At 72.1% G+C, this 26,434-nt stretch carries 26 protein-coding genes; 22 read left to right on the top strand and 4 right to left on the bottom strand.

Annotated features, from left to right (window positions below; genetic code table 11):
• Positions 1-38: 38 nt before the first annotated feature.
• Together ACFVN5_RS09890 and ACFVN5_RS09885 are read right to left on the bottom strand one after the other, a co-directional pair.
• Positions 39-1,271 (bottom strand): DUF349 domain-containing protein, encoded by a 1,233-nt coding sequence (locus tag ACFVN5_RS09890; RefSeq protein WP_376954889.1) that lies wholly within the window; start codon positions 1,269-1,271, stop codon positions 39-41.
• 89 nt (positions 1,272-1,360) lie between these two features.
• Complete coding sequence (locus ACFVN5_RS09885; protein ID WP_376954887.1) at positions 1,361-2,152, bottom strand: peptidylprolyl isomerase; 792 nt, start codon at positions 2,150-2,152, stop codon at positions 1,361-1,363.
• A 148-nt stretch (positions 2,153-2,300) separates the two neighbouring features.
• On the opposite strand from ACFVN5_RS09885, the gene ACFVN5_RS09880 reads away from it, so the two are divergent.
• The 13 genes from ACFVN5_RS09880 (at position 2,301) to nusB (ending at position 14,746) form a co-directional block, all read left to right on the top strand.
• Positions 2,301-3,743 (top strand): replication-associated recombination protein A, encoded by a 1,443-nt coding sequence (locus ACFVN5_RS09880; RefSeq protein WP_376954886.1) that lies wholly within the window; start codon positions 2,301-2,303, stop codon positions 3,741-3,743.
• Positions 3,744-3,942: 199 nt separating this feature from the next.
• The gene (gene rpsD / locus ACFVN5_RS09875; protein WP_376954885.1) at positions 3,943-4,566 is read left to right on the top strand and encodes a 30S ribosomal protein S4; all 624 of its coding nucleotides are present in this window, start codon (positions 3,943-3,945) and stop codon (positions 4,564-4,566) included.
• 175 nt (positions 4,567-4,741) lie between these two features.
• On the top strand, positions 4,742-4,945 hold the full coding sequence (locus ACFVN5_RS09870) for a hypothetical protein (RefSeq protein WP_376954884.1): 204 nt from the start codon (positions 4,742-4,744) through the stop codon (positions 4,943-4,945).
• A 54-nt stretch (positions 4,946-4,999) separates the two neighbouring features.
• Positions 5,000-7,657: an alanine--tRNA ligase gene (gene alaS, locus ACFVN5_RS09865; RefSeq protein WP_376954883.1), complete on the top strand. Its 2,658-nt coding sequence runs from the start codon at positions 5,000-5,002 to the stop codon at positions 7,655-7,657.
• A 4-nt stretch (positions 7,658-7,661) separates the two neighbouring features.
• A complete protein-coding gene (gene ruvX / locus ACFVN5_RS09860; protein WP_376954882.1) occupies positions 7,662-8,138 on the top strand; it encodes a Holliday junction resolvase RuvX in 477 nt (158 codons plus the stop codon).
• Positions 8,135-9,508 (top strand): endolytic transglycosylase MltG, encoded by a 1,374-nt coding sequence (mltG, locus tag ACFVN5_RS09855; protein WP_376954881.1) that lies wholly within the window; start codon positions 8,135-8,137, stop codon positions 9,506-9,508. The genes ruvX and mltG overlap by 4 nt, the downstream gene beginning before the upstream one ends.
• Entirely contained in the window at positions 9,501-10,328 is an 828-nt protein-coding gene (locus tag ACFVN5_RS09850; RefSeq protein ID WP_376954880.1) for a shikimate dehydrogenase, read from the top strand. Before mltG ends, ACFVN5_RS09850 begins: the two co-directional genes overlap by 8 nt.
• A gap of 24 nt (positions 10,329-10,352) precedes the next feature.
• Positions 10,353-11,573: a chorismate synthase gene (aroC, locus tag ACFVN5_RS09845; protein WP_376954879.1), complete on the top strand. Its 1,221-nt coding sequence runs from the start codon at positions 10,353-10,355 to the stop codon at positions 11,571-11,573.
• A gap of 25 nt (positions 11,574-11,598) precedes the next feature.
• On the top strand, positions 11,599-12,084 hold the full coding sequence (locus ACFVN5_RS09840; RefSeq protein WP_376954878.1) for a shikimate kinase: 486 nt from the start codon (positions 11,599-11,601) through the stop codon (positions 12,082-12,084).
• Positions 12,081-13,166 (top strand): 3-dehydroquinate synthase, encoded by a 1,086-nt coding sequence (gene aroB / locus ACFVN5_RS09835; protein WP_376954877.1) that lies wholly within the window; start codon positions 12,081-12,083, stop codon positions 13,164-13,166. Before ACFVN5_RS09840 ends, aroB begins: the two co-directional genes overlap by 4 nt.
• An 85-nt stretch (positions 13,167-13,251) precedes the next feature.
• Positions 13,252-13,692: a type II 3-dehydroquinate dehydratase gene (locus ACFVN5_RS09830; RefSeq protein ID WP_148734878.1), complete on the top strand. Its 441-nt coding sequence runs from the start codon at positions 13,252-13,254 to the stop codon at positions 13,690-13,692.
• Positions 13,693-13,769: 77 nt separating this feature from the next.
• Positions 13,770-14,333 (top strand): elongation factor P, encoded by a 564-nt coding sequence (efp, locus tag ACFVN5_RS09825; protein ID WP_376954876.1) that lies wholly within the window; start codon positions 13,770-13,772, stop codon positions 14,331-14,333.
• Positions 14,333-14,746, top strand: coding sequence for a transcription antitermination factor NusB (nusB, locus tag ACFVN5_RS09820; protein ID WP_148734880.1), 414 nt, complete (start codon positions 14,333-14,335; stop codon positions 14,744-14,746). Before efp ends, nusB begins: the two co-directional genes overlap by 1 nt.
• Positions 14,747-14,757: 11 nt before the next feature.
• Here the strand turns inward: nusB and ACFVN5_RS09815 are convergent, their stop codons facing one another.
• On the bottom strand, positions 14,758-15,408 hold the full coding sequence (locus ACFVN5_RS09815; RefSeq protein ID WP_376954875.1) for a hypothetical protein: 651 nt from the start codon (positions 15,406-15,408) through the stop codon (positions 14,758-14,760).
• A 199-nt stretch (positions 15,409-15,607) separates the two neighbouring features.
• On the opposite strand from ACFVN5_RS09815, the gene ACFVN5_RS09810 reads away from it, so the two are divergent.
• Positions 15,608-16,144 (top strand): DoxX family membrane protein, encoded by a 537-nt coding sequence (locus ACFVN5_RS09810; protein WP_376954874.1) that lies wholly within the window; start codon positions 15,608-15,610, stop codon positions 16,142-16,144.
• 69 nt (positions 16,145-16,213) lie between these two features.
• Here the strand turns inward: ACFVN5_RS09810 and ACFVN5_RS09805 are convergent, their stop codons facing one another.
• Positions 16,214-16,618: a DUF6855 family protein gene (locus ACFVN5_RS09805; RefSeq protein ID WP_376954871.1), complete on the bottom strand. Its 405-nt coding sequence runs from the start codon at positions 16,616-16,618 to the stop codon at positions 16,214-16,216.
• A gap of 149 nt (positions 16,619-16,767) precedes the next feature.
• On the opposite strand from ACFVN5_RS09805, the gene pyrR reads away from it, so the two are divergent.
• Genes pyrR through gmk form a run of 8 tightly spaced genes read left to right on the top strand, consistent with a single transcriptional unit; the run spans position 16,768 to position 26,420 of the window.
• Positions 16,768-17,307, top strand: a complete 540-nt coding sequence (pyrR, locus tag ACFVN5_RS09800) for a bifunctional pyr operon transcriptional regulator/uracil phosphoribosyltransferase PyrR (RefSeq protein ID WP_376954870.1) — start codon at positions 16,768-16,770, stop codon at positions 17,305-17,307.
• The gene (locus ACFVN5_RS09795; RefSeq protein ID WP_376954869.1) at positions 17,307-18,257 is read left to right on the top strand and encodes an aspartate carbamoyltransferase catalytic subunit; all 951 of its coding nucleotides are present in this window, start codon (positions 17,307-17,309) and stop codon (positions 18,255-18,257) included. The genes pyrR and ACFVN5_RS09795 overlap by 1 nt, the downstream gene beginning before the upstream one ends.
• Complete coding sequence (locus tag ACFVN5_RS09790) at positions 18,257-19,597, top strand: dihydroorotase (RefSeq protein WP_376954868.1); 1,341 nt, start codon at positions 18,257-18,259, stop codon at positions 19,595-19,597. Before ACFVN5_RS09795 ends, ACFVN5_RS09790 begins: the two co-directional genes overlap by 1 nt.
• Positions 19,590-20,147, top strand: a complete 558-nt coding sequence (locus tag ACFVN5_RS09785; protein ID WP_376954867.1) for a hypothetical protein — start codon at positions 19,590-19,592, stop codon at positions 20,145-20,147. Before ACFVN5_RS09790 ends, ACFVN5_RS09785 begins: the two co-directional genes overlap by 8 nt.
• A complete protein-coding gene (gene carA, locus ACFVN5_RS09780) occupies positions 20,140-21,327 on the top strand; it encodes a glutamine-hydrolyzing carbamoyl-phosphate synthase small subunit (protein WP_376954865.1) in 1,188 nt (395 codons plus the stop codon). The genes ACFVN5_RS09785 and carA overlap by 8 nt, the downstream gene beginning before the upstream one ends.
• A complete protein-coding gene (gene carB / locus ACFVN5_RS09775) occupies positions 21,327-24,614 on the top strand; it encodes a carbamoyl-phosphate synthase large subunit (protein WP_376954863.1) in 3,288 nt (1,095 codons plus the stop codon). Before carA ends, carB begins: the two co-directional genes overlap by 1 nt.
• Complete coding sequence (pyrF, locus tag ACFVN5_RS09770) at positions 24,611-25,495, top strand: orotidine-5'-phosphate decarboxylase (RefSeq protein WP_376954859.1); 885 nt, start codon at positions 24,611-24,613, stop codon at positions 25,493-25,495. The genes carB and pyrF overlap by 4 nt, the downstream gene beginning before the upstream one ends.
• Positions 25,488-26,420: a guanylate kinase gene (gmk, locus tag ACFVN5_RS09765; RefSeq protein WP_376954858.1), complete on the top strand. Its 933-nt coding sequence runs from the start codon at positions 25,488-25,490 to the stop codon at positions 26,418-26,420. Before pyrF ends, gmk begins: the two co-directional genes overlap by 8 nt.
• The last annotated feature ends 14 nt before the right edge of the window (positions 26,421-26,434 follow it).

Raw genomic sequence — 26,434 nt, 5'->3', positions numbered from 1 at the left:
CGACCACGTCCGACCGGGGGTGACGGACGAGTCGGCTCCTAGCCGCCGACCGCCTTCAGCCACGACCGACGGGCGTCGAGCGCCTCGCGCGCCTCTGCGGCGGCGCGCTGGTCGCCGGATGCCTCGGCTGCGGCGAGCTCGGCCTCGAGCTTGGCGATCGCGTCCTGGAGCTGCCCGACCATGCCCTCGGAGCGCGCCTTCTTCTCGGGGTCCTCGCGCTGCCAGCGCTCGTCCTCGAGCGAGCGCACGTGCGTCTCGACCTTGCGGAGGCGATCTTCGACGGGGCGCACCTGATCGCGGGGGACCCGGCCGATGTCGTCCCAGCTGCGCTGGATGCGGTTGAGCGCCGCGCGCGCCTGCTTCGGGTCGGTCTCGGTGAGGAGCTTCTCGGCCTCGTCGAGGAGCGCGAGCTTCTCGGTGAGGTTGGCGCGGTAGGCCTCGTCCTCCTGCGCGTCGATCTCGGCCTTCGCCTGGAACAGCACGTCGCCGGCCGCCTTGAACTTCGCCCAGAGGGCGTCGTCGACCTTCTTGCCGGCGCGGCCGGCCTGCTTCCACTCGTCGAGCAGGGCGCGGTAGTCGCCGACGGCGTCGGCGCCGCGGGGTGCGAGGGCCTCGGCGCGCTCGATGAGCGCCTGCTTGCGGGTGCGGACGTCGCGATGGGCGGCGTCGAGCTCGGCGAAGAAGGCCTTGCGGTGCTGCTCGATCGTCGACCGGGCGGTGCGGAATCGCTTCCACAGCTCATTGGCCTCGTTCTTCGGCAGGCGCGGACCGTCTTGCTGGTGCTGCTGCCAGCTCGCGAACAGCGCGTCGAGCTCGGCGGTCGCCTGCTTCCACTGCGTCTTCGCGGGGTCCTGCGCGGCGAGCGCCTCGGCCTGCTCGACGATGCGGGTGCGCTCGGCGACCGCGTCGGCGAGTGCGGCCTTCGCCTCGGCCTGCTGCTGCTCGGTGAGCTCCTTGGTGGTGCCCGACAGGGCCTCGAGGCGCTTGGAGAGCGACTCCAGGTCGCCGACGGCGTGCGCTCCGGCGACCGACTCCTGCAGGTTCGCGAGGGCCTTCGCGACATCCGCCGCGGGTGCACCGCGACGCACCCGCTGCTCGAGCAGGCCGACCTGGCCCGCAAGGTCGGCGTACTTGCGCTCGAAGTACGCGAGCGCCTCCTCAGCCGTCGCGTCGGGGTACTGGCCGACCTCCCGCTCGCCGTCGCTCGTCCGCACGAAGACGGTGCCCGTCTCGTCGACGCGGCCCCACGGTTGCTGCTCTGAATCGGTCACGGGCCTCACCCTGTCGTGGTCGGATGCCGCCCATGGGCGGCGTTGACGGCATCAAGCCTATTGCACCGCCACCGGGCGGCGCGGGGTCGTCACTGGATCGTGAACCCAGTGATCGTGACCGGAACGGCGGGCGCTCCGTCGGTGCCGCCGTCGGCCGTCCCGGCGTCCGTGATGCCCGACTTGAGCTGGTCGAGACCGCTCGTCACCTGGCCGATCACCGTGTAGCCGCCGGCCTCGTCGGGCGTCAGCTGCGTGTCCTCGTAGACGATGAAGAACTGGCTGCCCTGGCTGTAGGCGTTGGTGGGCTGGCGCGCCATCGCGATGGTGCCGGCCGGGTACTGGCCGTCGGCCGGCGCGTTCTCGACGGGGCCGTAGCTGTAGCCCGGGCCGCCGGTGCCGTCGCCGGCCGGGTCGCCGCACTGCAGCACCCAGATGTTGTCGCGGGTGAGGCGGTGGCAGCTCACGCCGTCGTAGAAGCCCGACTGGGCGAGGCTGATCGTGCTCGAGACCGCCTGCGGCGCCGCGGCGCCGTCGAGCTCGACGCCCAGCGGGATGTCGTTGAGCGTGAGCGTGCCGGTCCAGGTGCGGCCCTCGGCGATGTCGGCCGACGGCACGTCGCCCTGGTTCTCGCCGGGCGGCGGCGTGGGCGTGGGCGTGGCGGTCGGCGTCTCCGTCGGCTCCGCGACGGGGGTGCCCGGTCCGCCGCCGAAGTAGAGGAGCTGCGCGGCGGTCGCGAGCGCGAGCACGACGACGAGCGCGACGACCGCGATCACGTTGTCCCGGACACGGCGGCGCTGCTTGCGGACGTGCACCTCCTGGCGCGCCTGGTACGTGCGGAGGCGGGCGCGTTCCTCACGCGCCTGACGGTCGTTCGATGCCACGCATGCTCCTTCTCGGGACTCCTGCGTGCCGACTCTACGCAACGCGCCGCCGTCGGCACCAATCGCGCGGGCGGGCGCACCTGCGCGGGCATCCGCACGCGAGCGTCCACTGCCGGTGGTGTCGGATGCCGCGGCTACGCTGGACGGCATGGTGGACTCCAGCCCGGGGCTGCGCTCCGGCGCGACCCCGCTCGCCGTGCGCATGCGGCCCACGAGCCTCGACGAGGTCGCCGGGCAGCGCCACCTGCTCACCCCGGGGTCGCCGCTCGTGGCGCTTGCGGGCGACCGCAGCGGCGAGTCGGGCTCGGTGTCCGTCATCCTGTGGGGCCCGCCGGGCACGGGCAAGACCACGCTCGCGCAGGCCATCGCCCGCTCGTCGGGCCGCAAGTTCGTCGAGCTGTCGGCGGTCACGGCCGGCGTGCGCGACGTGCGGCAGGTCATGGAGGAGGCCCGCGCCTCCCGCGATCTCTACGGCCTCTCCACCGTGCTCTTCCTCGACGAGATCCACCGCTTCACGAAGGCGCAGCAGGACGCGTTGCTGCCCGGCGTCGAGAACGGGTGGGTCATCCTCGTCGCCGCGACGACCGAGAACCCGTCGTTCTCGGTCATCTCGCCGCTCCTGTCGCGTTCGCTCCTGCTCACCCTCGAGCTCCTCACCGACGACGACCTCGGCGTGCTCGTCGACCGCGCGCTCGTCGATCCGCGCGGCCTCGCCGGCGCCGTCGAGCTCGAGGCCGAGGCTCGCGCGGCGATCATCCGCCTCGCCTCGGGCGACGCGCGCCGTGCCCTGACCGCGCTCGAGGCGGCATCCGTCGCGGCGAGCCAGGCGGCGGCGCAGGCCGCATCGGCCGAAGGCGGCGCCGAGGGCGAGGCGGGCGACGACGTGTCGACCGACGACGAGTCGACCGACGACGAGGCGGCCGAGTCGGCGGATGCCGCGAAGCACGCGAAGCCCGTCATCACCGCCGAGGTCGTGGCCCGGGCCGTCGATCGCGCGCTGCTGCGCTACGACCGCAACGGCGACGAGCACTACGACGTGATCAGCGCGTTCATCAAGTCGGTGCGCGGCAGCGACGTCGACGCCGCGCTGCACTACCTCGCGCGAATGATCGAGGCCGGGGAGGACCCGCGGTTCATCGCCCGCCGCATCATCGTGCTCGCCTCGGAGGACATCGGCATGGCCGACCCGACGGCGCTCGGCGTCGCGGTGGCCGCGGCCGACGCCGTGCAGTACATCGGCATGCCCGAGGGGCGCATCCCGCTCGCCCAGGCGGTCGTGCACCTCGCCACCGCGCCGAAGTCGAACGCCGCCTATCTCGGCATCGACAGAGCGATCGCCGACGTGCGCGAGGGTCGCGCGGGCCGAGTGCCCAAGCACCTCCGCGACGCCCACTACCCGGGCGCGAAGCGGCTCGGCCACGGCAAGGGTTACGTATATCCGCACGACGACCCGATCGGCGTCGTGGCGCAGGAGTACCTGCCCACCGAACTGCGCGGCGCGACGTACTACGAACCGACCGAGCACGGCAACGAGCGCGAGGTCTCGGCGCGGCTCGCGAAGCTCCGGCGCATCGTGCGCGGCGGGCGCTGACCCCGCCATGACCGCCGGTCGCGCCGTGATAACATGGTCGCTGGCCTGAAGCCAGATCCTCGAGCGCGGCTGCGAGAGGGTCACCGGCGAACGGGTGCGATCTGTAGCCGATCCACCCTTGGCGAATCCCTCTGACACGGACTTCCGGCGCGACAGCGCGCCGTGAAATCGCATTTGAGATTCTTCCGAAAGGACACTTGTGTCGAACCAGTCACGTAGCAAGACCCGCCTCTCCCGCGCGCTCGGCGTCGCCCTCACCCCGAAGGCCGCCAAGTACATGGAGAAGCGCCCGTACGCTCCCGGCGAGCACGGCCGCACCAAGCGCAAGCAGGACTCCGACTACGCCGTGCGTCTCCGCGAGAAGCAGCGCCTCCGCGCCCAGTACGGCATCCGCGAGAAGCAGCTCCGCATCGCCTTCAACGAGGCCCGCCGCACCGACGGCCTGACGGGTGAGAACCTCGTCGAGCTGCTCGAGATGCGCCTCGACGCGCTCGTGCTGCGCGCCGGCTTCGCCCGCACCATCGCGCAGGCCCGCCAGTTCGTGGTGCACCGCCACATCCTCGTCGACGGCAAGATCGTCGACCGCCCCTCGTTCCGCGTGAAGCCGGGCCAGGTCATCGGCGTCAAGCAGCGCTCCGAGGGCACCGAGCCGTTCCAGGTCGCCGCGGCCGGCGGCCACGTCGACGTGCTCCCCAAGCTCCCGGGCTACCTCGACGTGGAGCTCGACAAGCTCCAGGCCACGCTCGCGCGTCGCCCGAAGCGCGCCGAGGTCCCCGTGACCTGTGACGTGCAGCTCGTCGTCGAGTACTACGCCGCTCGCTGATCGGCGAACACCGTCCGACAGGGGCCGCGGGAATCTTCCCGCGGCCCCTGTCGCATTCCCGGGTGAGGCCGATCCGGGCGCTGCGGCCTGCTGCCGCGGCATCCGACGCCACTAGACTGGGTCGGGTGCCGGGCGGGACTCCCGCGGGCATTCACCCGGGCAGAGGGAGCACTTCGTGAAGAGCATCGTGTGGTTCGCCATCGGCGTCGCGGCCGGCTTCGTCGCCGCGCACCAGCTCAACCAGACCAAGCAGGGCCAGGAGTTCTTCTCCTCGATCGACGCCAAGGCCCGTGCATTCGGGAAGGCGATCGCCGAGGGCTACCACGAGCGCGACGCCGAGCTCCGCGCCCAGGGCGAGGGGCTCGACGCGGCCCGCTGACCGCCGGCACCAGACTCGCTGCGGCCCATCGCGCCGCTGAACCAGAACGGAACCATGCAGACCGCAGACATCCGCCAGCGCTGGCTCGACTTCTTCGCCGCGCGCGGCCACACCGTCGTGCCCTCCGCCTCGCTCGTCTCCGACGACCCGACGCTGCTCTTCACGGTCGCCGGCATGGTGCCGTTTGTGCCGTACCTCACGGGACTCGTGCCGTCGCCGTACCCGCGCGCGACGAGCGTGCAGAAGTGCATCCGCACGAACGACATCGAGGAGGTCGGCAAGACCCCTCGGCACGGCACGTTCTTCCAGATGAACGGCAACTTCTCGTTCGGCGACTACTTCAAGGAGGGGGCGATCAGCCTCGCCTGGGAGCTGCTCACGACGCCCGAGGCCGACGGCGGCTACGGCTTCGAGCCGAAGGACCTCTGGGTCACCGTCTACAAGGACGACGACGAGGCCATCGAGCTCTGGAAGAAGGTCGCGGGGCTGCCCGACGACCGCATCCAGCGCCTCGACAAGGACACGAACTACTGGCACACCGGCCAGCCCGGCCCGGCCGGCCCCTGCTCGGAGATCTTCTTCGACCGCGGACCCGAGTACGGAATCGACGGCGGTCCCGCCACTGACGACGACCGCTACGTCGAGATCTGGAACCTCGTGTTCATGCAGTACCTCATCGACGACGTGACGTCGAAGACCGACTTCCGCATCGTCAAGGAGCTGCCGAAGAAGAACATCGACACCGGCATGGGGCTCGAGCGCGTCGCGTTCATCAAGCAGGGCGTCGACAACCTGTACGAGATCGACCAGGTCCGACCGGTGCTCGACCGTGCCTCCGAGCTCTCGGGCTGCCGCTACGGCGCCGATCACGAGGACGACGTGCGCATGCGCGTCATCGCCGACCACGTCCGCTCGGCGCTGATGCTCATGAGCGACGGCGTGAGCCCGTCGAACGAGGGCCGCGGCTACATCCTGCGCCGCCTGCTTCGCCGGACCATCCGGGCGATGCGCCTGCTCGGGGTCGAGGGCCCGACGTTCCGCGAGCTCTTCGCGGCGTCCCGCGACGCCATGAAGGCGGCGTATCCCGAGGTCGCGCGCGACTACGCGCACATCGAGCAGCTCGCGCTCGGCGAGGAGGAGACGTTCCTCCGCACGCTCGCGGCGGGCACGTCGATCCTCGACGGCGCGGTCGCGTCCACGAAGCAGTCGGGTCGCGACGAGCTCGCGGGCGACACCGCGTTCCTGCTGCACGACACCTACGGCTTCCCGATCGAGCTGACGCTCGAGATGGCCGAGGAGGCCGGGCTGTCGGTCGACCGCGGCGCGTTCGACGAGCTCATGACGGCGCAGCGCACGCGCGCGAAGGCCGACGCGAAGTCGAAGAAGAAGGTGCTCGCCGACCTGTCGGTGTACGGCGACTTCCGCGCCAAGGGCGAGACGATCTTCACGGGCTACTCCGAGCTCACCACCGAGTCGACGGTGCTCGGCATCCTCGTCGACGGCCGGCCGGCGCCTGTCGCGCGGGCGGGCCAGACGGCGGAGGTCATCCTCGCCGAGACCTCGCTCTACGCGGAGTCGGGCGGCCAGGCCCCCGATCAGGGCCGGATCGTCGGCGACGGCTTCGAGCTCGAGGTGCTCGACGTGCAGAAGCCCGTGAAGGGCCTCATCAGCCACACCGTGAAGGTGACCTCCGGCGAGGTCGCCGTCGGCGAGCACGCCACCACGCTCGTCGACGAGGACTACCGCCGCGGCGCGACGCAGGCGCACTCCGGTACGCACATCGTGCACGCGGCGCTGCGCCAGGTGCTCGGCCCCAACGCGCACCAGTCGGGCTCGTTCAACAAGGCCGGCTACCTGCGCCTCGACTACGGGTGGAACTCGGCCCTGTCGCCCGAGACCCGCAGCGAGATCGAGGAGATCTCGAACAACGCGATCCGCGACAACCTGCCGGTGCTCACCCGTGAGATGCCGCTCGACGAGGCGAAGTCGCTCGGCGCCATGGCCCTGTTCGGCGAGAAGTACGGCGACGTCGTGCGCGTCGTCGACATCGGCGGCCCATGGTCGCGCGAGCTCTGCGCGGGTACCCACGTGGTGTCGAGCTCCGAGATCGGCATGATCAACATCGTCGGCGAGTCGTCGGTCGGCGCGTCCAACCGCCGCGTCGAGTCGCTCGTCGGTCGCGAGGCGTTCCAGCGATTCGCCGCCGAGCGCGCCCTCGTGAACGAGCTCAGCACGAGCCTGAAGACGCGGCCCGAGCTGCTCGTCGACCGCGTCGGCGAGCTCGTGTCGAGCCTGAAGTCCGCCGAGAAGAAGATCGCGCAGTTCGAGGCGCGGGCGCTCAGCGACCGCGTCCCGGCGCTCGCGGCGAACGCGGTGCGCACGGGCGACGTGCTCCTCGTGGCCGAGACCGTCGGACGCCTCGGCTCGGGTGACGAGCTGCGGTCGCTCGCGACCGCGGTGCGGTCGAAGCTCGGCGACGCGGCATCCGTCGTGGCACTCGCGGCCGACGTCGGCGGCAAGCCCGTCGCGATCGTGGCCACCTCGCCGGCCGCACGGGACGCCGGTGTGAATGCCGGACCGCTCGCGAAGGCGATGGCCACGGTGCTCGGCGGAGGCGGCGGCGGCAAGCCCGACCTCGCGCAGGGCGGCGGCAGCGACGTGTCCGCGATCCCGGCGGCGCTCGACGCGGTGAAGCACGAGCTCGGCCGGTAGGCCCATGCGCTCGGGAGCGAGACTCGGCATCGACGTCGGGCGAGCCCGGATCGGCGTCGCACGCTGCGACGCCGGCGGGCTGCTCGCCGTCCCCGTCGAGACGGTCGCGCGCGACGTCGACGGCGACGCCGACGTCCGACGCATCCTCGAGCTCGCCGAGGAGTTCGACGCGATCGAGCTCGTGGTCGGCAATCCGCTCTCGCTGTCGGGCGCGCCGACGGCCTCGACCGACGACGCGATCGCCTTCGCCGGGCGGCTCGCGGCGGCCGGCTCGGCCGTGCGGCTGGTCGACGAGCGACTCTCGACCGTGAGCGCGCAGCAGGCGCTGCGGGCCTCGGGGAAGTCGAGCCGAAGCCAGCGTCCCATCGTCGACCAAGTTGCAGCCGTTATCATTCTGCAACACGCCATCGACACGGAACGGGCGTCGGGCCGGGAGCCCGGCCGCCTGATCACGACAGACGAAGGGTCGTCCCCCCTGTGACCCACCTTCCCCACGAGCCGCGCGGCGCCGCGCCGAGCGAGGTGACGGACTGGCACGCGCTCCTCGCCGGAGACACCCCCGACGCCGGGAACGGCTCGGCCACCGGGCCGACCTCGACGATCGGTTCCGGGGGAGCGGGCGACCAGCCGATGACCCGCCGGGAGGCGCGCGAGGCGGAGCGCCGGGCCGTCGAGGAGCCCGAGCCCGAGGTGTACGAGCCGCGCAAGCCGTCGCGCGCCGAGCGGCGCGCCGCGGCGGCGCCCGACTTCCACGACCACGATCCCGAGCACGCGCGCACCAAGCGCCGCGGCCCCTGGGGATGCCTCGTCGGCCTCGTCGTCGTGGCCGCACTCGCGGTCGGCGCGTTCTTCTTCCTGCAGGGACCGATCAACGCGGTCATCGAGCGCTTCACGCCCGCAGCCGACTACTCGGGCACGGGCACCGGCGAGGTGACCTTCATGATCCACGAGGGAGACACCGGATCCTCGATCGCCCAGAACCTCGTCGACGAGGGCGTCACCGCCTCCTACGACGCGTTCTACGACCTCCTGGTCGAACAGAGCCCCGAGCCCGAGTTCCACCCCGGGGCGTACCGGCTCGCCGAGGAGATGAGCGCCAAGGCGGCCCTCGACGCCCTCATGGATCCGGCGAACAAGCTCGAGAACACGTTCGTGATCCCCGAGGGCACGGCCATCGACGACGTGCTCGTCGCGATCTCGGAGGGCACCTCCATCCCGCTCGAGGACCTCCAGGCCGCCGCCGCGGAACCGCCCGCGAACTACGGCCTGCCCGCCGAGGCGACCACGCTCGAGGGCTTCCTGTTCCCCGCGACCTACACGCTCGATCCCGACATCGACGCGCACGGCGTGCTGCAGACCCTCGTCGACCGCCAGTTCGAGGCGCTCGACGCGGCGGGCGTGCCGGCCGACCAGCGCTGGCACACGATCGTGCTCGCGTCGATCGTGCAACGCGAGGCCGGCTCCAACCTCGACGACTTCCCGAAGGTCGCCCGGGTCTTCCAGAACCGCCTCGACCAGGGCATGAACCTCGAGTCGGATGCCACGGTGGCGTACGGCACCGGCAACACCCACACGGTCTGGACCACCGACGCCGAGCGCGCCGACGCGTCGAACCCCTACAATACGTACGCCAACCCCGGCCTCCCCATCGGACCCATCGGCAACCCCGGCGACGTCGCGATCAACGCGGCCGTCCATCCCGCCGACGGGAGCTGGCTGTTCTTCGTCCCCGTGAACCTCGCGACGGGCGAGACGGTGTTCTCGACCACGGTCGAGGAGCACGAGGCCGCGGTGGCGCAACTGCAGGCCTGGTGTGCGGCGAGCGAAGAGAACGCCGCCTACTGTGAGTGACGCGGCGACGCGCCTCGCGGTGCTGGGTTCGCCGATCTCGCATTCGAAGAGCCCCGCGCTGCACCGCGCCGCCTACGAGCAGCTCGGACTCGACTGGGACTACACCGCGATCGAGCTCGACGGCGCCGGGCTGCCGGAGTTCCTCGATACGCGCGACGCGTCATGGCGCGGGCTCTCGCTCACGATGCCGCTCAAGCAGGACGTGCTGCCGCTCCTCGACGAGATCGACGAGCTCGCGACGCTGACCAACGCGGCCAACACGGTGCTGCTCGTCGACGGCGTCCGACGCGGGTTCAACACCGACGTCGGCGGGATCGTGCGCGCCCTCGGCGAGGCCGGCTGCGAGCTGGTGCGCCACGGCGTGCTCGTCGGCGGGGGAGCGACCGCGGCATCCGCCCTCGCGGCCATGGCCGAGCTCGGCGCCGCGACCGTGCAGGTGCTCCTTCGCCGGCCCGAGGCGGGCGGGCCGATCGTCGACCTCGGCGCGCGGCTCGGGTTGGCTGTGGACGTCCGTCCGATCGCCGACCTCGCGACGCTCGAGGAGGCCGACCTCGTGGTGAGCACGCTCCCCGGCGGCGCGGACCCGGGCGTCGAGGCATCCGCCGGCCTGCGTCGCGCGACGCTGTTCGACGTCGCCTACGCGCCCTGGCCCACGCGGCTCGTGTCGCAGTGGCTCGAGGCCGACGGCACGGTCGTGCACGGGCTCGGGATGCTGCTGCACCAGGCCGTGCTGCAGGTGCGGATCTTCACGTCGGGCGACCCGTTCCAGGCGCTGCCCGACGAGGCGGCGGTGCTGGACGTCATGCGCCGCGCGCTCTGAGCGCGCTGTGGAAGGATGGAGTCCATGCTCCGTTGGCTCACTGCCGGAGAGTCGCACGGCCCTGAGCTCGTCGCGATCCTCGAGGGTCTTCCCGCCGGTATCCCCGTCTCGCTCGACTCCATCCGCGCCGATCTCGCGCGCCGCAAGCTCGGGTACGGGCGCGGCGCCCGCATGAAGTTCGAGCAGGACGAGCTCGCGATCTCGGGCGGCGTGCGTCACGGCGAATCCCTCGGCAGCCCGATCGCCCTGCGCATCGGCAACACCGAGTGGCCGAAGTGGCAGGAGGTCATGAGCCCCGAGCCGATCGACCCCGAGAAGCTCGGACGCGGTCGCGGCGCGCCGCTGACCCGCCCGCGCCCGGGTCACGCCGACCTCGTCGGCATGCAGAAGTACGACTTCGACGAGGCCCGCCCGGTGCTCGAGCGGGCGAGCGCCCGTGAGACCGCAGCGCGCGTCGCCCTCGGCGCGGTCGCCCGCGGGTTCCTCGAGGAGCTCGGCATCCGCCTCGTGTCGCACACCATCGCCGTCGGCCCGGTGCGCGTGCCCGAGGACCGCCCGCTGCCGGTGCCCGACGACGTCGACCGCCTCGACGCCGACCCCCTGCGGTGCTTCGACGAGGAGACGTCGGCCCGCATGGTGGCCGAGGTCGACCTCGCGCACAAGGAGGGCGACACGCTCGGCGGGGTCGTCGAGGTGCTCGCCTACGGTGTCCCGCCGGGGCTCGGCTCCTACGTGCACTGGGATCGCCGGCTCGACGCGCAGCTCGCCGCAGCCCTCATGGGCATCCAGGCGATCAAGGGCGTCGAGGTCGGCGACGGCTTCACGACCACGACCCGCCGCGGCTCGGCGGCCCACGACGAGCTGCACCTCAGCGACGGGCGCATCGTCCGCGCCAGCGACCGCGCCGGCGGCACGGAGGGCGGCATGTCGACCGGCACCGTGCTGCGGGTGCGCGCGGGCATGAAGCCCATCGCGACGGTGCCGCGCGCCCTCCCGACCATCGACATCGCGACCGGCGAGGCGGCGCCCGCGCACCACCAGCGCTCCGACGTCTGCGCCGTGCCCGCCGCGGGCGTCGTCGCGGAGGCCATGGTCGCGCTCACCCTCGCGAACGCCCTGCTCGAGAAGTTCGGGGGCGACTCGGTCGGCGAGACGCGTCGCAACCTCGAGTCGTACCTCGCGTCCATCCCCGAGGCGCTCCGCACCGAGATCGCCTCGGCGGACACCGCCGCCGATCGTGTCTGAGGGCGCCCGCGTCAGCCTTCCCATCGTGCTCATCGGCCCGATGGGCGCCGGCAAGTCGCGAGTCGGGCATCGGCTCGCGGCATCCGCCGGCGCACCCTTCATCGACACCGACCAGCGCATCGTCGAGCGGTACGGGCCCATCGACGAGATCTTCGACCGCGAGGGCGAGGAGTACTTCCGCATCATCGAGCGCGAGGTCGTCGCCGAGGCGCTGCACGAGGAGGCCGTGATCTCGCTCGGCGGCGGCGCCGTGCTGCACCCCGACACCCGGGCCGACCTCGCCGACCTCCAGGTCGTGCTGCTGCGCGTCACCCCCGAGGCGGTCGCCCCGCGGCTCGCCGGCGGCAACCGGCCGCTCATCGCCGAGGGCGGCATCGGCGCATGGACGGCCATCTTCGAACAGCGCGAGCCCATCTACGCGGAGCTCGCGGACCTCGACATCGACACGTCGCGCCGCTCGGTCGCACGCATCGTCGACGACATCACCGGGCGCTTCGGAGGAGCAGCATGACGGCAGGCGAGACGCGCACGGCGATCCGGGTGGGCGGCGACCCGGGATACGACGTGGTCGTGGGCCGCGGCGTCGTCGCAGAGATCGGCGACGCGCTCGGCCCGAACGTGCGGAAGGTGCTCGTCGTGCACGCCCCGACCCTCGGCGCCCGTGCGGCGGCGCTGCGCGAGGAGCTCGGCGACCGCTTCGAGGTGCTGCTCGCCGAGGTGCCCGACGCCGAGGCCGGCAAGCGCATCGAGGTCGCCGCGTTCTGCTGGCAGATCCTCGGGCAGGCCGACTTCACGCGCAGCGACGCGATCGTCGGGCTCGGCGGCGGCGCGATCACCGACCTCGCCGGCTTCGTCGCCGGCACGTGGCTGCGCGGCGTCCGCGTCGTGCAGGTGCCCTCCACCGTGCTCGGCATGGTCGACGCGGCCGTGGGCGGCAAGACCGGCATCAACACGAACGAGGGCAAGAACCTCGTCGGCGTCTTCCACGCGCCCGCCGCCGTGCTCTGCGACCTCGAGCTGCTCGACACGCTCCCGCGCAACGAGATCCTGGCCGGCTTCGCCGAGATCGTGAAGGCCGGGTTCATCCGGTACCCCGAGATCCTCGACGTCATCGAGGCCGATCCCGAGCTCGCGACCGACCCGACGTCGCCCGAGTTCCGCCGGGTCGTCGAGCTCGCCATCCGGATGAAGGCCGATGTGGTGTCCGAGGACTTCACCGAGCAGGGCCTGCGCGAGATCCTCAACTACGGCCACACCCTCGGCCACGCGGTCGAGCACGCCGAACGCTACCAGTGGCGGCACGGCGCGGCGATCTCGGTCGGCATGGCGTTCGCGGCCGAGCTCGGCCGTCTCTCGGGCCGCCTGTCCGACGAGGTCGCCGACCGGCACAAGCGCGTCCTCGACCTGCTCGGCCTGCCCACGAGCTACCCGGCCGGCCGGTGGAACACGCTCCTCGCGACCATGCAGCGCGACAAGAAGGCGCGCGGCGGCCAGCTCCGGTTCATCGTGCTCGACGACCTCGCGAAGCCGACCGTGATGCAGGCGCCCGACCAGTCGCTGCTGTTCGCCGCGTACCAGGAGATCGGGTCCTGAGCGGGCTCGAGGGCCGCGAGGTGCACGAGTCTCGAGACGCGTGCTCCGCGCGCTCCTCGACCGGCGGGCTGGCTAGGCTGGCCGCATGACCACGATCCTCGTGCTGAACGGGCCCAACCTCGGACGCCTCGGCACGCGCGAGCCCGAGGTGTACGGCTCGGAGACGCTCGCCGACATCGGCGCGGGACTCGCGGCATCCGTGCCCGACGACGTCGAGATCGACCTCCGGCAGACCGACGACGAGGCCGAGCTCATCGGCTGGATCCACGAGGCCGTCGACCGACGCCTGCCGGTGGTGCTCAACCCCGCCGCGTTCACGCACTACAGCTACGCCCTGCGCGACGCGGCGGCCCAGCTGAAGCAGGCGGGCGTGCCGCTCGTGGAGGTGCACCTGTCGAACCCGCACGCACGCGAGGAGTTCCGCCACACGAGCGTGATCTCGGGCGTCGCGACCGGCGTGATCGCGGGCTTCGGCGCCGACTCCTACCGCCTCGCGGTCGACTGGGTCCTGCGTTCGCTCGGCTGAGTCGACTACACTCGATCAGTCGCACGCGAATGCGTCGTGCCCTCTGACTTCCCACGATCGATCGGAAACCCTTCCCCATGGCAAGCACCGCGGACATCAAGAACGGCGTCGTCCTGAGCATCGACGGCCAGCTCTGGAGCGTCATCGAGTTCCAGCACGTCAAGCCCGGCAAGGGCGGCGCGTTCGTCCGCACGAAGCTCAAGAACGTCGTGACCGGCAAGGTCGTCGACCGCACGTACAACGCCGGCGCCAAGGTCGACATCGAGAACGTCGACCGCCGCGACTTCACCTACCTCTACAACGACGGCGACGGCTTCGTGTTCATGGACGCGACCGACTACGACCAGATCACCGTGCCGTCGACGGTCGTCGGCGACGCCGCCAACTTCATGCTCGAGAACCAGGCCGTGACGATCGCCCTGAACAACGGGAACCCGCTCTACGTCGACCTCCCCGCGTCGGTCGTGCTCGAGATCACCTACACCGAGCCCGGCCTGCAGGGCGACCGATCGACCGGCGGCACCAAGCCCGCGACCGTCCAGACCGGCTACGAGATCCAGGTCCCGCTCTTCCTCGAGACCGGCACCAAGGTCAAGGTCGACACCCGCTCGGGTGAGTACCTCGGCCGCGTGAACGACTAGTGAGCGCCCGCACCAAGGCGCGCAAGCGCGCGCTCGACATGCTGTACTCGGCGGACATGCGCCAGGTGCCGGTCGAGCAGGTGCTGGCCGCCGAGGCCGAGCGCGCCGTCAACGAGCCCGAGCGCCAGGCGTCGTGGCTGTACGCCCGCGAGATCGTCGACGGCATCGTCGACCACCGCGAGGAGATCGACGAGCTCATCACGACGCACTCCCGCGGATGGACCCTCGAGCGCATGCCGGCGGTCGACCGCGCGCTGCTGCGGATCGGCGTCTGGGAGATCCTCTACAACGACGAGGTGCCCGACCCCGTGGCGATCTCCGAGGCCGTCGAGGCGGCGACCGTGCTGTCGACCGACGACTCGGCCGGCTTCGTGAACGGCCTGCTCGCGGCGATCTCGCACGCGAAGGCCTAGTCGGCGCCCGCTCAGTTCCATTCGGGGGGCCCCGCGGGTCTCGGCCGCGGCCGCTCCTCCGCCCACCGCGGCGCGAACCCGGCGAGCACGGCGGCCTCGAGCCCGAGGCCCACGAGGCTGCCGTGCGGCCAGTAGCCCAACGCGACGGTCGCGACCACGATGACGGCGAGCGTCGATCCGACGAGGATCCGCTCCCATACGGGGATTCCGCGACCCCGCGGCGCGGCGAACGCGACCACGATGCCCCACACGCCGATGGCGAGCAGGGCGAACGCCTCGGCGCCCCAGAGCAGGTGCACCGGGGCATCCGCCGGGTGGTTGAGGTAGCTCAGCAGGGTGATGGGCGCCGCCGCGAGCAGGAGCGCGCCGAGCACGCGACCGCTCCAGCCGAGGGCCGCGAAGACGGGCCCGGTCGCGAACCAGAGCAGGGCGAACGACACGGATGCCGCGGCGCCGAACACGAGGTACGCGTCCGACGAGCCCGTGGCGGGGAGCGCCTCGCGCAGCCCCTGGTAGACCGGCATGGCGTCGAGGGCGCGCAGCCAGGCGGGTGCATCGGCACCCGACCAGGCCGTCTGCTGCGGCGGCAGGAGGAAGAACGCCCACGCGGCGGCGACGAGGGCGATGACCACGCTCCACATCCGCGCGGGGTGTCGTCGCATGTGCCGAACCTAGCCGGATCCGCCCGTCGCCGGGGCCGTCGGCACGTGGTGACCCCGGCACGGATCGAGGGTTAACCCTCTCCGGATTCCCACGAGAACCCCGATCCGCCGGGGTGGGGCGCACCGGTTCACTGGATATCGCCGCACTGCTGCGAGCCGTTCCCACTCGAATCCACGCTCTGGAAGGAGCACCTTCGCCATGTCCACGATCCCCGCCACCACCCCCGGGCTCCAGCCCATCGGCCCCCGTCCCGTCCCGGTCTCGCGCATCGGCGTGCTCGACCGCCTCGCCGCGCTCGAGGCGATGCTGAAGGCGTTCCTCGAGCGCTGGAGCATCCCCGCGCTGCGCGTCGCCCTCGGCGTCGTGTTCGTCGCCTTCGGCGTGCTGAAGTTCTTCCCCGGCGTGAGCCCGCTCGAGTCGCTCGTCGAGGCGACCTGGGGCGTCCTCACGTTCGGCCTCGTCGGCGGCCAGCTCGCGCTCGTGCTCACCGCGATCATCGAGACCGTCGCCGGCCTCGCCCTCATCTCGGGCGTGTTCGCCCGCTTCGGCCTCGTGATGCTCGCGATCGCGTTCGTCGGCATCCTCTCGCCGCTCGCGTTCTTCCCGGGCGAGCTGTTCACCGCCTCCGGGCCCACGCTGCTCGGCCAGTACGTGCTGAAGAACGTCGTGCTCATCGCGGCCGCCCTCGTGGTCGCCTCGAAGGCGCTCCGCGGGCCGGTGCGGTCCGCACGATGACGGGGATCCGTTCGCACCTGCGAAGGGCGGAGCGCGACGCGCTCCGCCCTTCGGCGTCCCACGGGTCGATCAGGTCGCGCGCATGCGGTTGTTGCGCGCGTCGTGCGTGAGCTCGGCGAGGCCGAGCGCCTCCAGGAGGGGCGGCAGGTACATGCCGAACCGGCCGCGGTATCCCTTGCGCAGGCCGTACCAGCCGCCGACGGGGTTGTCCTCGGAACGGCCCCATGCCTCGACCGTGCCCTCGGCGGCCGGCTTCTGCTCGTCGGCGGCGCCGAGCGGCACCCAGTCGCCCTGCTCGCGCAGCCACGCCGCGAGGTCGTCGATCGCCGACAGGTGGTACTTCAGCGTCGTCGATCCGACGACGCAGACGAGCGCCGGGGGATCGGCGGACTCGTCGCGGTACATCGTGTAGGTCGACGTCCCGGGTGGCGTCGTCAGCTGCCAGGGATCCTCGGCGGTGCCGCTGCCGGCCATGGTGGTCTCCGTCCTCGCGACGGGCGCCACGCCGCGCCCGATGCCGCCGATGCTACGCCGGTGCCGCGCGGGCGGCCATCGCCCGGCTGGTAGGCTCTTCGGGAAGGCAACCTTGAAGCCCGTCCTGTGAGGCGGAGAAGGGAGTCCGCATGGCTGTGCGCACCGTGCTGCAGCAGGCTGACATCGATCGGGCGATCACCCGCATCGCCCACGAGATCCTCGAATCCAATCGCGGAGCCGAACGGCTCGTCCTCCTCGGCATCCCCACCCGTGGCGTCGTGCTCGCCGAGCGCCTCGCCGCGATCATCGGCCGCATCGCGGCATCCGACGTGCCGGCCGGCGCGCTCGACGTGACCATGTACCGCGACGACCTCGACCGGCACCCGACCCGCGCACCGCAGCCGACCTCGGTTCCCCCCGGCGGCATCGACGGGGCCACCGTGGTGCTCGTCGACGACGTGCTCTACTCGGGCCGCACGATCCGCGCCGCGTTCGACGCGCTCGCCGACCTCGGCCGGGCCAAGGCCGTGCGGCTCGCCGTGCTCGTCGACCGCGGGCACCGCGAGTTCCCGATCCGCGCGGACTTCGTGGGCAAGAACCTGCCGAGTTCGACGCGCGAGCGCATCAACGTGCGCCTCGCCGAGATCGACGGCGACGACGCCGTCACCATCGACGGGGGCGAGGACTGATGCGCCACCTGCTCTCCACGAAGGACCTGGCCCGCGACGACGCCATCGGCCTGCTCGACATCGCCGAGGACATGGCGGCCGTGCAGGAGCGCGAGATGAAGAAGCTGCCGACGCTGCGCGGCAAGACGGTCGTCAATCTCTTCTTCGAGGACTCCACGCGCACCCGCATCTCGTTCGAGGCGGCCGCGAAGCGCCTCTCGGCCGACGTCATCAACTTCAGCGCAAAGGGCTCGAGCGTCTCGAAGGGCGAGAGCCTGAAGGACACGGCGCAGACCCTCCAGGCGATGGGCGCCGACGGCGTCGTCATCCGCCACCACGCGTCGGGCGCGCCGCAGACGCTCGCCACGAGCGGCTGGATCGACGCGGGCGTCGTGAACGCCGGCGACGGCACGCACGAGCACCCCACTCAGGCGCTCCTCGACGCGTTCACGATCCGGCGCCGACTGCACGGCAGCGCGTCGCGCGGGCACGACCTCGACGGCGTGCACGTGGTGATCGTCGGCGACATCCTGCACTCGCGCGTCGCCCGCTCGAACGTCTGGCTGCTGGAGACGCTCGGAGCCGACGTCGAGCTCGTCGCGCCGCCGACGCTTGTGCCGGTCGATACGGCCGCGTGGCCCGCGCGGGTCGGCTACGACCTCGACGCGGCGCTCGCGGGGGAGCCCGACGTCGTCATGATGCTCCGCATCCAGGCGGAGCGCATGCACGCGGCGTTCTTCCCGAACAGCCGCGAGTACGCCCGCACCTGGGGGCTCGACGACGCCCGGTTCGACCGGCTGCCCCCGACTACGATGGTCATGCACCCCGGCCCGATGAACCGTGGGCTGGAGATCGCCGCCCGCGTCGCCGATTCGCCGCAGTCGACGGTGCGCGAGCAGGTCGCGAACGGAGTATCAGTGAGAATGGCCGCCCTCTACCTCCTGCTGTCCGGCGAACGGGGTGAGGCCTGATGACCGAGCGCTTCCTCATCACGGGTGCGACCCTGCCCACGGGCGAGCGCGCCGACCTGCTGCTCGTCGACGGCGTCATCGCCGAGGTCGGGGGCATCGCGGATGCCGCGGGCGCCACGGTCGTCGACGCCGACGGGCTCCTCGCCCTCCCGGGGCTCGTCGACCTCCACACGCACCTGCGCGAACCCGGCTACGAGCAGAGCGAGACCGTGCTCACGGGCACGCAGGCCGCCGCCGCCGGCGGGTTCACCGCGGTCTTCGCCATGGCGAACACCTTCCCGGTCGCCGACACCGCCGGCGTCGTCGAGCAGGAGGCGAGCCTCGGCCGCGATGCCGGATACGCCACCGTGCAGCCCATCGGCGCGGTCACCGTCGGCCTCAAGGGCGAGCAGCTCGCCGAGCTCGGCGCCATGGCCCGCTCCCGCGCGAACGTCCGCGTGTTCAGCGACGACGGGTTCTGCGTGTCCGACCCCCTGCTCATGCGCCGCGCGCTCGAGTACGTGAAGGCGTTCGACGGCGTCATCGCGCAGCACGCGCAGGAGCCGCGCCTCACGCAGGGCGCGCAGATGAACGAGGGCGCGCTCTCGGGCGAGCTCGGCCTCGCGGGCTGGCCCGCCGTCGCCGAGGAGTCGATCATCGCGCGCGACGTGCTGCTCGCCGAGCACGTGGGCAGCCGCCTCCACGTGTGCCACGTGTCCACGGCCGGGTCGGTCGAGGTGATCCGCTGGGCGAAGGCCCGCGGCATCGACGTCACCGCCGAGGTGACCCCGCACCACCTGCTGCTCACCGAGGAGCTGGTGTCGAGCTACGACCCGCGCTACAAGGTCAACCCGCCGCTCCGCCGTGCCGAGGACGTCGAGGCGCTGCGCGCCGCGCTCGCCGACGGCACCATCGACATCGTCGCCACCGACCACGCGCCGCACCCGGTCGAGGCCAAGGAGAGCGAGTGGGACGCGGCCGCGAACGGCATGGTCGGGCTCGAGTCCGCGCTGTCGGTCGTGCACGCCGCGGTCGTCGAGAACGGCCTGCTGGGCTGGTCGGATGTCGCGCGCGTCCTGTCCGCGACGCCGGCCCGCATCGGGCGGCTCGCCGGCCACGGGCAGGCCATCGCCGCCGGCGCGCCGGCGGAGGTCGTGCTCTACGACCCGGCAGCGGCATCCGAGTTCGGCCTCGACCGCCTCGCCGGACGCAGCGTGAACTCGCCCTACCTCGGGCGTCGCCTGCCCGGGCGCGTGGTCGCCACGTTCCACGCCGGCTACGCGACCGTGCTCGAGGGCGCGGTGCGTCCCGCCGACGAGGTCGCGCGCCTCGCCACCGAGCGGGAGGTCGCCCGTGGGTGAGTGGATGGGCGCGGTCGTCGCCCTCGCGATCATCGCCGTGGTCGCGTGGCTCATGATCCGCTCGTGGCGGCGTCGAACCAAACGCGACGAGACGCTCTCGGCGTACCCGGTGCCCACCACCCTGCCCGCGCCGACGCTCGAGACCGAGGTCCTCTACGTGGCGACGACGCCGGCGAGCCAGCCGCTCGAGCGGCTCGCGGTGCCGGGGCTCGCGTTCCGCGGCGCCGCCCGCATCGAGCTGTCGCCCGAGGGCCTCGTGCTCCGGATCGCGGGGGAGCCGCCCACGTGGCTGCCCGCCGAGCGCCTCGTCGCCGCCGGCGAGGCCACCTACGCGATCGACCGGGGCGTCGAGCCCGAGGGCCTCATCGCCGTCACGTGGATCGCGCACAGCGCCGACCCCGAGGTCGAGGCGCCGCAGGTCGACAGCTACCTCAGGGCCCGGTACCCGGGCGACCCGGCGCGCATCATCGCCGCCGTCAACGACATCGCCGCCGCGCACGTCGCGACGCGGCCGGACCAGCAACAGGAGAGCGAGGCCTCGGATGACTGAGACCCTGACCCGCACGAACGCGCCCGCCGTGCTCGTGCTCGAGGACGGACGGCGGTACGAGGGACGCGCCTACGGCGCCCGCGGCGTCACGCTCGGCGAGGCGGTCTTCGCGACCGGCATGACGGGCTACCAGGAGACCCTGACCGACCCGTCGTACGCCGGCCAGATCGTGATGATGACCGCGCCGCACATCGGCAACACGGGCATGAACGACGAGGACATGGAGTCCTCGAAGCTGTGGGTGGCGGGCTTCGTCGTGCGCGACCCCTCCCGGGTCGTGTCGAACTTCCGCTCGCAGCGCAGCCTCGACGACGACCTCGAGGCGGCCGGCGTCGTCGGCATCAGCGGCATCGACACCCGCGCGGTCACCCGCCACATCCGCTCGGCGGGCGCCATGCGCGCCGGGATCTTCTCGGGCGACGCCGCGGTGCTCACGCACGGCGAGCAGCTCGAGCTCGTGCTCGGCGGCGCCGAGATGGCCGGGCGCAACCTGTCGGACACGGTGTCCACGACCGAGTCGTACACGCTGCCTGCGCAGGGCGAGCGCGTCGGCTCGGTGGCCGTCCTCGACCTCGGGGTGAAGCGGTCGACGTTGGACTTCCTCGCCGAGCGCGGGTTCGACGTGCACGTCGTGCCGCAGTCGGTGACCGCGGAGGAGGTGCTCGCGCTCGAGCCCGACGCCCTGTTCTTCTCGAACGGGCCCGGCGACCCCGGGGCATCCGACCGGCACGTCGACCTGCTGCGCACCACGCTGCGCGAGGGGCTGCCGTACTTCGGGATCTGCTTCGGCAACCAGCTGCTCGGGCGCGCGCTCGGCTTCGGCACCTACAAGCTGCCGTTCGGCCACCGCGGCATCAACCAGCCGGTGCTCGACAAGGCCACGGGCCGGGTCGAGATCACCGCGCACAACCACGGCTTCGCCGTCGACGCGCCCATCGACCGCGTGAGCGAGTCGAGCGAGGGCTTCGGCCGCGTCGAGGTCAGCCACTACGACCTCAACGACAACGTCGTGGAGGGGCTGAACTGCCTCGACATCCCCGCGTTCTCGGTGCAGTACCACCCCGAGTCGGCGGCCGGCCCGCACGACGCCAACTACCTCTTCGACCGGTTCCGCGACATGGTGGTCGGGACTTCGACGAGCTCAGCCACCGATCGGACCACCGAGGGAGACCCCGCCTGATGCCCAAGCGCGACGACATCCACAGCGTCCTCGTCATCGGGTCCGGCCCGATCGTCATCGGACAGGCCGCCGAGTTCGACTACTCCGGCACCCAGGCGTGCCGCGTGCTGCGCGCCGAGGGCGTGCGCGTCATCCTCGTGAACCCGAACCCGGCCACGATCATGACCGACCCCGACTTCGCCGACGCCACCTACATCGAGCCGATCACCCCCGAGGTCATCGAGTCGATCATCGTGAAGGAGCGACCCGATGCGGTGCTGCCGACGCTGGGCGGCCAGACCGCGCTCAACGCGGCGATCGCGCTGCACGACGCGGGCATCCTCGACAAGCACGGCGTCGAGCTCATCGGCGCGAAGGTCGACGCGATCCGCAAGGGCGAGGACCGACAGCTCTTCAAGGACCTCGTGATCGAGGCCGGCGCGGACGTGGCGCGCTCGCACGTGGCGACCACGCTCGAGCAGGCCAAGGAGTTCGCCGAGGACCTGGGGTACCCCCTCGTCGTGCGCCCCTCGTTCACCATGGGCGGCCTCGGCTCGGGCTTCGCGTACACCGAGGAGGACCTCGTCCGAATCGTGAGGCAGGGCCTGCACGACTCGCCCACTACCGAGGTGCTCCTCGAGGAGTCGATCCTCGGCTGGAAGGAGTACGAGCTCGAGCTCATGCGCGACACGGCCGACAACACGGTCGTGGTCTGCTCGATCGAGAACGTCGACCCGGTCGGCGTGCACACGGGCGACTCGATCACGGTGGCGCCTGCGCTCACCCTGACCGACCGCGAGTACCAGCGCCTGCGGGACATCGGCATCGACATCATCCGCGCGGTCGGCGTCGACACCGGCGGCTGCAACATCCAGTTCGCGGTGAACCCCGAGACGGGCCGGATCATCGTCATCGAGATGAACCCCCGGGTGTCGCGGTCGTCGGCGCTCGCGTCGAAGGCCACGGGCTTCCCGATCGCGAAGATCGCCGCGAAGCTCGCGATCGGCTACCGCCTCGACGAGATCCCGAACGACATCACGCGCGTGACGCCGGCGAGCTTCGAGCCGACGCTCGACTACATCGTCGTGAAGGTGCCGCGGTTCGCGTTCGAGAAGTTCCCCGCCGCCGACCCGACGCTCACGACGACCATGAAGTCCGTCGGCGAGGCCATGGCGATCGGCCGCAACTACGCCACCGCGCTGCAGAAGGCGCTGCGCTCCCTCGAGAAGCGCGGGTCGTCGTTCCACTGGGGCGACGAGGATCGCAGCGTCGCCGAGCTCGTCGACGCGAGCCGCACGCCCACCGACGGCCGCATCGTGCTCGTGCAGCAGGCGCTGCGCAAGGGCGCCACGGTCGAGGAGCTCTTCGAGGCCACCAAGATCGACCCGTGGTTCCTCGACCAGATCGTGCTCATCAACGAGGTCGCCGAGACCGTGGCGAACGCCGAGGCGCTCGACCACGACACGCTGCTGCTCGCGAAGGACCACGGCTTCTCGGACGCGCAGATCGGCCAGCTCCGCGGCTTCGGCGAGGCCGACGCCCGCGAGGTCCGCCACATCCTCGGCATCCGCCCGGTGTACAAGACCGTCGACACGTGCGCGGGGGAGTTCCCGGCGCTCACGCCGTACCACTACTCGAGCTACGACCTCGAGACCGAGGTGGAGCCGAGCGACCGCCGCAAGGTCGTCATCCTCGGCTCGGGCCCGAACCGCATCGGCCAGGGCGTCGAGTTCGACTACTCGTGCGTGCACGCGTCGTTCGCGCTCTCCGCGGCCGGGTTCGAGACGATCATGATCAACTGCAACCCCGAGACGGTCTCGACCGACTACGACACGAGCGACCGCCTCTACTTCGAGCCGCTCACGCTCGAGGACGTGCTCGAGGTCATCCACGCGGAGTCGCAGACGGGGGAGCTCGTGGGCGTCGTCGTGCAGCTCGGCGGCCAGACGGCGCTCGGCCTTGCGAAGGGCCTCGAGGCGGCGGGAGTGCCGATCCTCGGCACGAGCCCGGCGGCGATCGACCTCGCCGAGGAGCGCGGCCTGTTCGCCGGCATCCTCGAGGAGGCGGGCCTGCTCGCGCCGCGCAACGGCACCGCGATCGACCTCGCCGGCGCGGTGCACGTGGCCGAGGGCATCGGGTACCCGGTCCTGGTCCGCCCGAGCTACGTGCTCGGCGGACGCGGCATGGAGATCGTCTACGACTCGCCGTCGCTCGCCGACTACTTCTCGCGCATCGAAGGCCAGGGCATCGTCGGGCCGAGCCACCCGCTGCTCGTCGACCGTTTCCTCGACGACGCGATCGAGATCGACGTCGACGCGCTCTTCGACGGCACCGACCTCTACATCGGCGGCGTGATGGAGCACATCGAGGAGGCCGGCATCCATTCCGGCGACTCGAGCTGCACCCTGCCGCCCGTGACGCTCGGCCGCGCCGAGATCGACCGCGTGCGCGTGGCGACCCGCGCGATCGCCGAGGGCATCGGCGTGCGGGGCCTGCTCAACGTGCAGTTCGCCATCGGCGCGGGCGTGCTCTACGTGCTCGAGGCGAACCCGCGCGCGAGCCGCACGGTGCCGTTCGTCTCCAAGGCGCTCGGCATCCCGCTCGCGAAGGCGGCGTCGCGCATCATGGTCGGCGCGTCGATCGCGGAGCTCATCGCCGAGGGCATGCTCCCGGCATCCGACGGCTCGAGGGTGCCGCTCGACGCGCCCGTCGCCGTCAAGGAGGCCGTGCTGCCGTTCCACCGGTTCCGCACGCGCGAGGGCATCATGGTCGACTCGGTGCTCGGCCCCGAGATGCGCTCGACCGGCGAGGTCATGGGCATCGACCGCGACTTCCCGACCGCGTTCGCGAAGAGCCAGCTCGCGGCCTACGGCGGGATGCCGCTGTCGGGCACGGTCTTCGTGTCGGTCTCCGATCGCGACAAGCGCGCCATCATCCTCCCGGTGCTGCGCCTGCAGCAGCTTGGGTACGACATCGCGGCGACCGAGGGCACCGCGGAGGTGCTGCGCCGGAACGGCATCCGCGCGCGCGAGGTGCTGAAGTACAGCGACAAGCCCACCGCCGACGCGTCCTCCGTCGTGGAGCTCATCCACCTCGGCGAGGTCGACGTGGTCGTGAACACCCCGAGTGGTCGCTCGGCACGCGCCGACGGCTACGAGATCCGCGCCGCGGCCGTCGCCGCCGACATCCCGCTCTTCACGACGATCGCCGAGCTCTCGGCGGCCGTCGCCTCGCTCGACGCCGTGCGCGGCGGGTTCGAGGTGACGAGCCTGCAGGAGTACGGCGCCCGACGGGAGGTGCCCGCGTGAAGGCCGACAGCGTGACGCCGTTCGGCGAGCGGCTCGAGGCCGTCTTCGCGGCCTACGGCCACCTCTGCCTCGGCCTCGACCCGCACGCGTCCGTGCTCGCAGCCTGGGGCCAGCCCGACTCCGCCGAGGGCGTGCGCGAGCTCGGCCTGCGCGCCATCGAGGCGGCGGCGGGTCGGATCGGCATCGTGAAGCCGCAGGTCGCGTTCTTCGAGCGGCACGGCGCGGCGGGCTACGCCGTGCTCGAGCGACTGCTCGCCGAGGCGCGCGACGCCGGCCTCCTCGTGATCGCCGACGTGAAGCGCGGCGACATCGGCTCGACCGTCGAGGCCTACGGCGAGGCGTGGTTGCGCCCGGGGTCGAGCCTCGAGGCCGACGCCATGACGATCAGCGCCTACCAGGGCCTCGGCTCGATCGAGCAGGTCATGACCTCCGCCGAGGCCGCGGGCAAGGGGCTCTTCGTGCTCGCCGCGACCTCGAACCCCGAGGCCGCCGCCATCCAGCGGGCCGTGCTGCAGCAGTCCAGCCGCGCCGGCTCCACGGTCGCGCAGGCGATCACGCAGGGCGTGGTCGGCTGGAACCAGGGGCGCATGGATGCCGCGGAGCACGCGGTCGGCTCGATCGGCGTCGTGTTCGGCGCCACCACCGACCTCCCGTCGGCCGGCATCGACATCGACGGCGAGCCGCCGCGCCCGGGCCTGCCGGTGCTGGCACCCGGGTTCGGCCACCAGGGGGCGGAGCCGCGCGACATCCGGGCCCGCTTCGGCTCGTACGCCGGGGGCGTGGTCGCGAACGAGTCGCGGTCGCTGCTCATGGCGGGGCCCGACGGACTGGGCGACGTCCTCGCGCGTCGCGTCGACGAGTACGGAGCGGCGATTGCCTGACACCACCACGACGAAGACCGCCGGCCCCTCGAGCCCGCCCGAGGTCGACCGGGTCGCGGCGTCCCGCGCGGCCGTCGCCGCGCGCCGGGCCCGAGCCGCCGTGAAGGCCGACATCGCGAGCGGCCTGCGCAGCCCGCTCGACGTGCTGCGCGTCGCCTACGAGGCGCCCGAGGGGGTCGAGGGCCGCCTGCGCGTGCCCGAGTTCCTCACGTCGATCCCCGCGATCGGCGCGACGAAGAGCGCACGCATCATGCAGGACCTCGAGATCGCGACGTCGAAGCGCCTCGGCGGCCTCGGGCGCCTGCAGCGCCGCCGGCTGCGCGAGTTCGTCGCCGAGTGGATCGCCACCCACGGCGGCACGGGCGACCGCCTCGTCGTGCTCGCGGGCCCGACGGCCGTCGGCAAGGGCACCGTGGCCGGCTACATCCGCCGTCACCACCCCGACGTGCGGCTCTCGGTATCGGCCACCACGCGAGCACCGCGTCCGGGCGAGGTCGAGGGCGAGCACTACTTCTTCGTCGACGACGCCGAGTTCGACCGGATGGTCGACACGGGCGAGCTGCTCGAGTGGGCGACCGTGCACAACGCGTACCGGTACGGCACGCCGCGCCGCGCGGTCGAGCAGGCGATCGCCGCCGGCGACAGCGTCCTGCTCGAGATCGACATCCAGGGCGCCCGCTCGGTGCGCCGCGCGATGCCCGAGGCGACGCTCGTGTTCCTGCTGCCGCCGACGTGGGACGAGCTCGTGCGCCGCCTCGTCGGCCGCGGCACCGAGAGCCCCGCCGAGCAGCAGCGCCGGCTCGAGACCGCGAGGGTCGAGCTCGCGGCCGTCGACGAGTTCGACCACCAGGTGGTCAACCACGACGTCGGCGAGGCCGCGCAAAAGGTCGTAGACTTGATGCGGCCCCGCAAGGGTCGGCGTTGAGCTGCCCGGGCCAC

The organism is Agromyces sp. NPDC057865 (assembly GCF_042796995.1).
GTDB lineage: Bacteria > Actinomycetota > Actinomycetes > Actinomycetales > Microbacteriaceae > Agromyces.
This window is presented reverse-complemented; position numbering and strand designations above follow the sequence as displayed.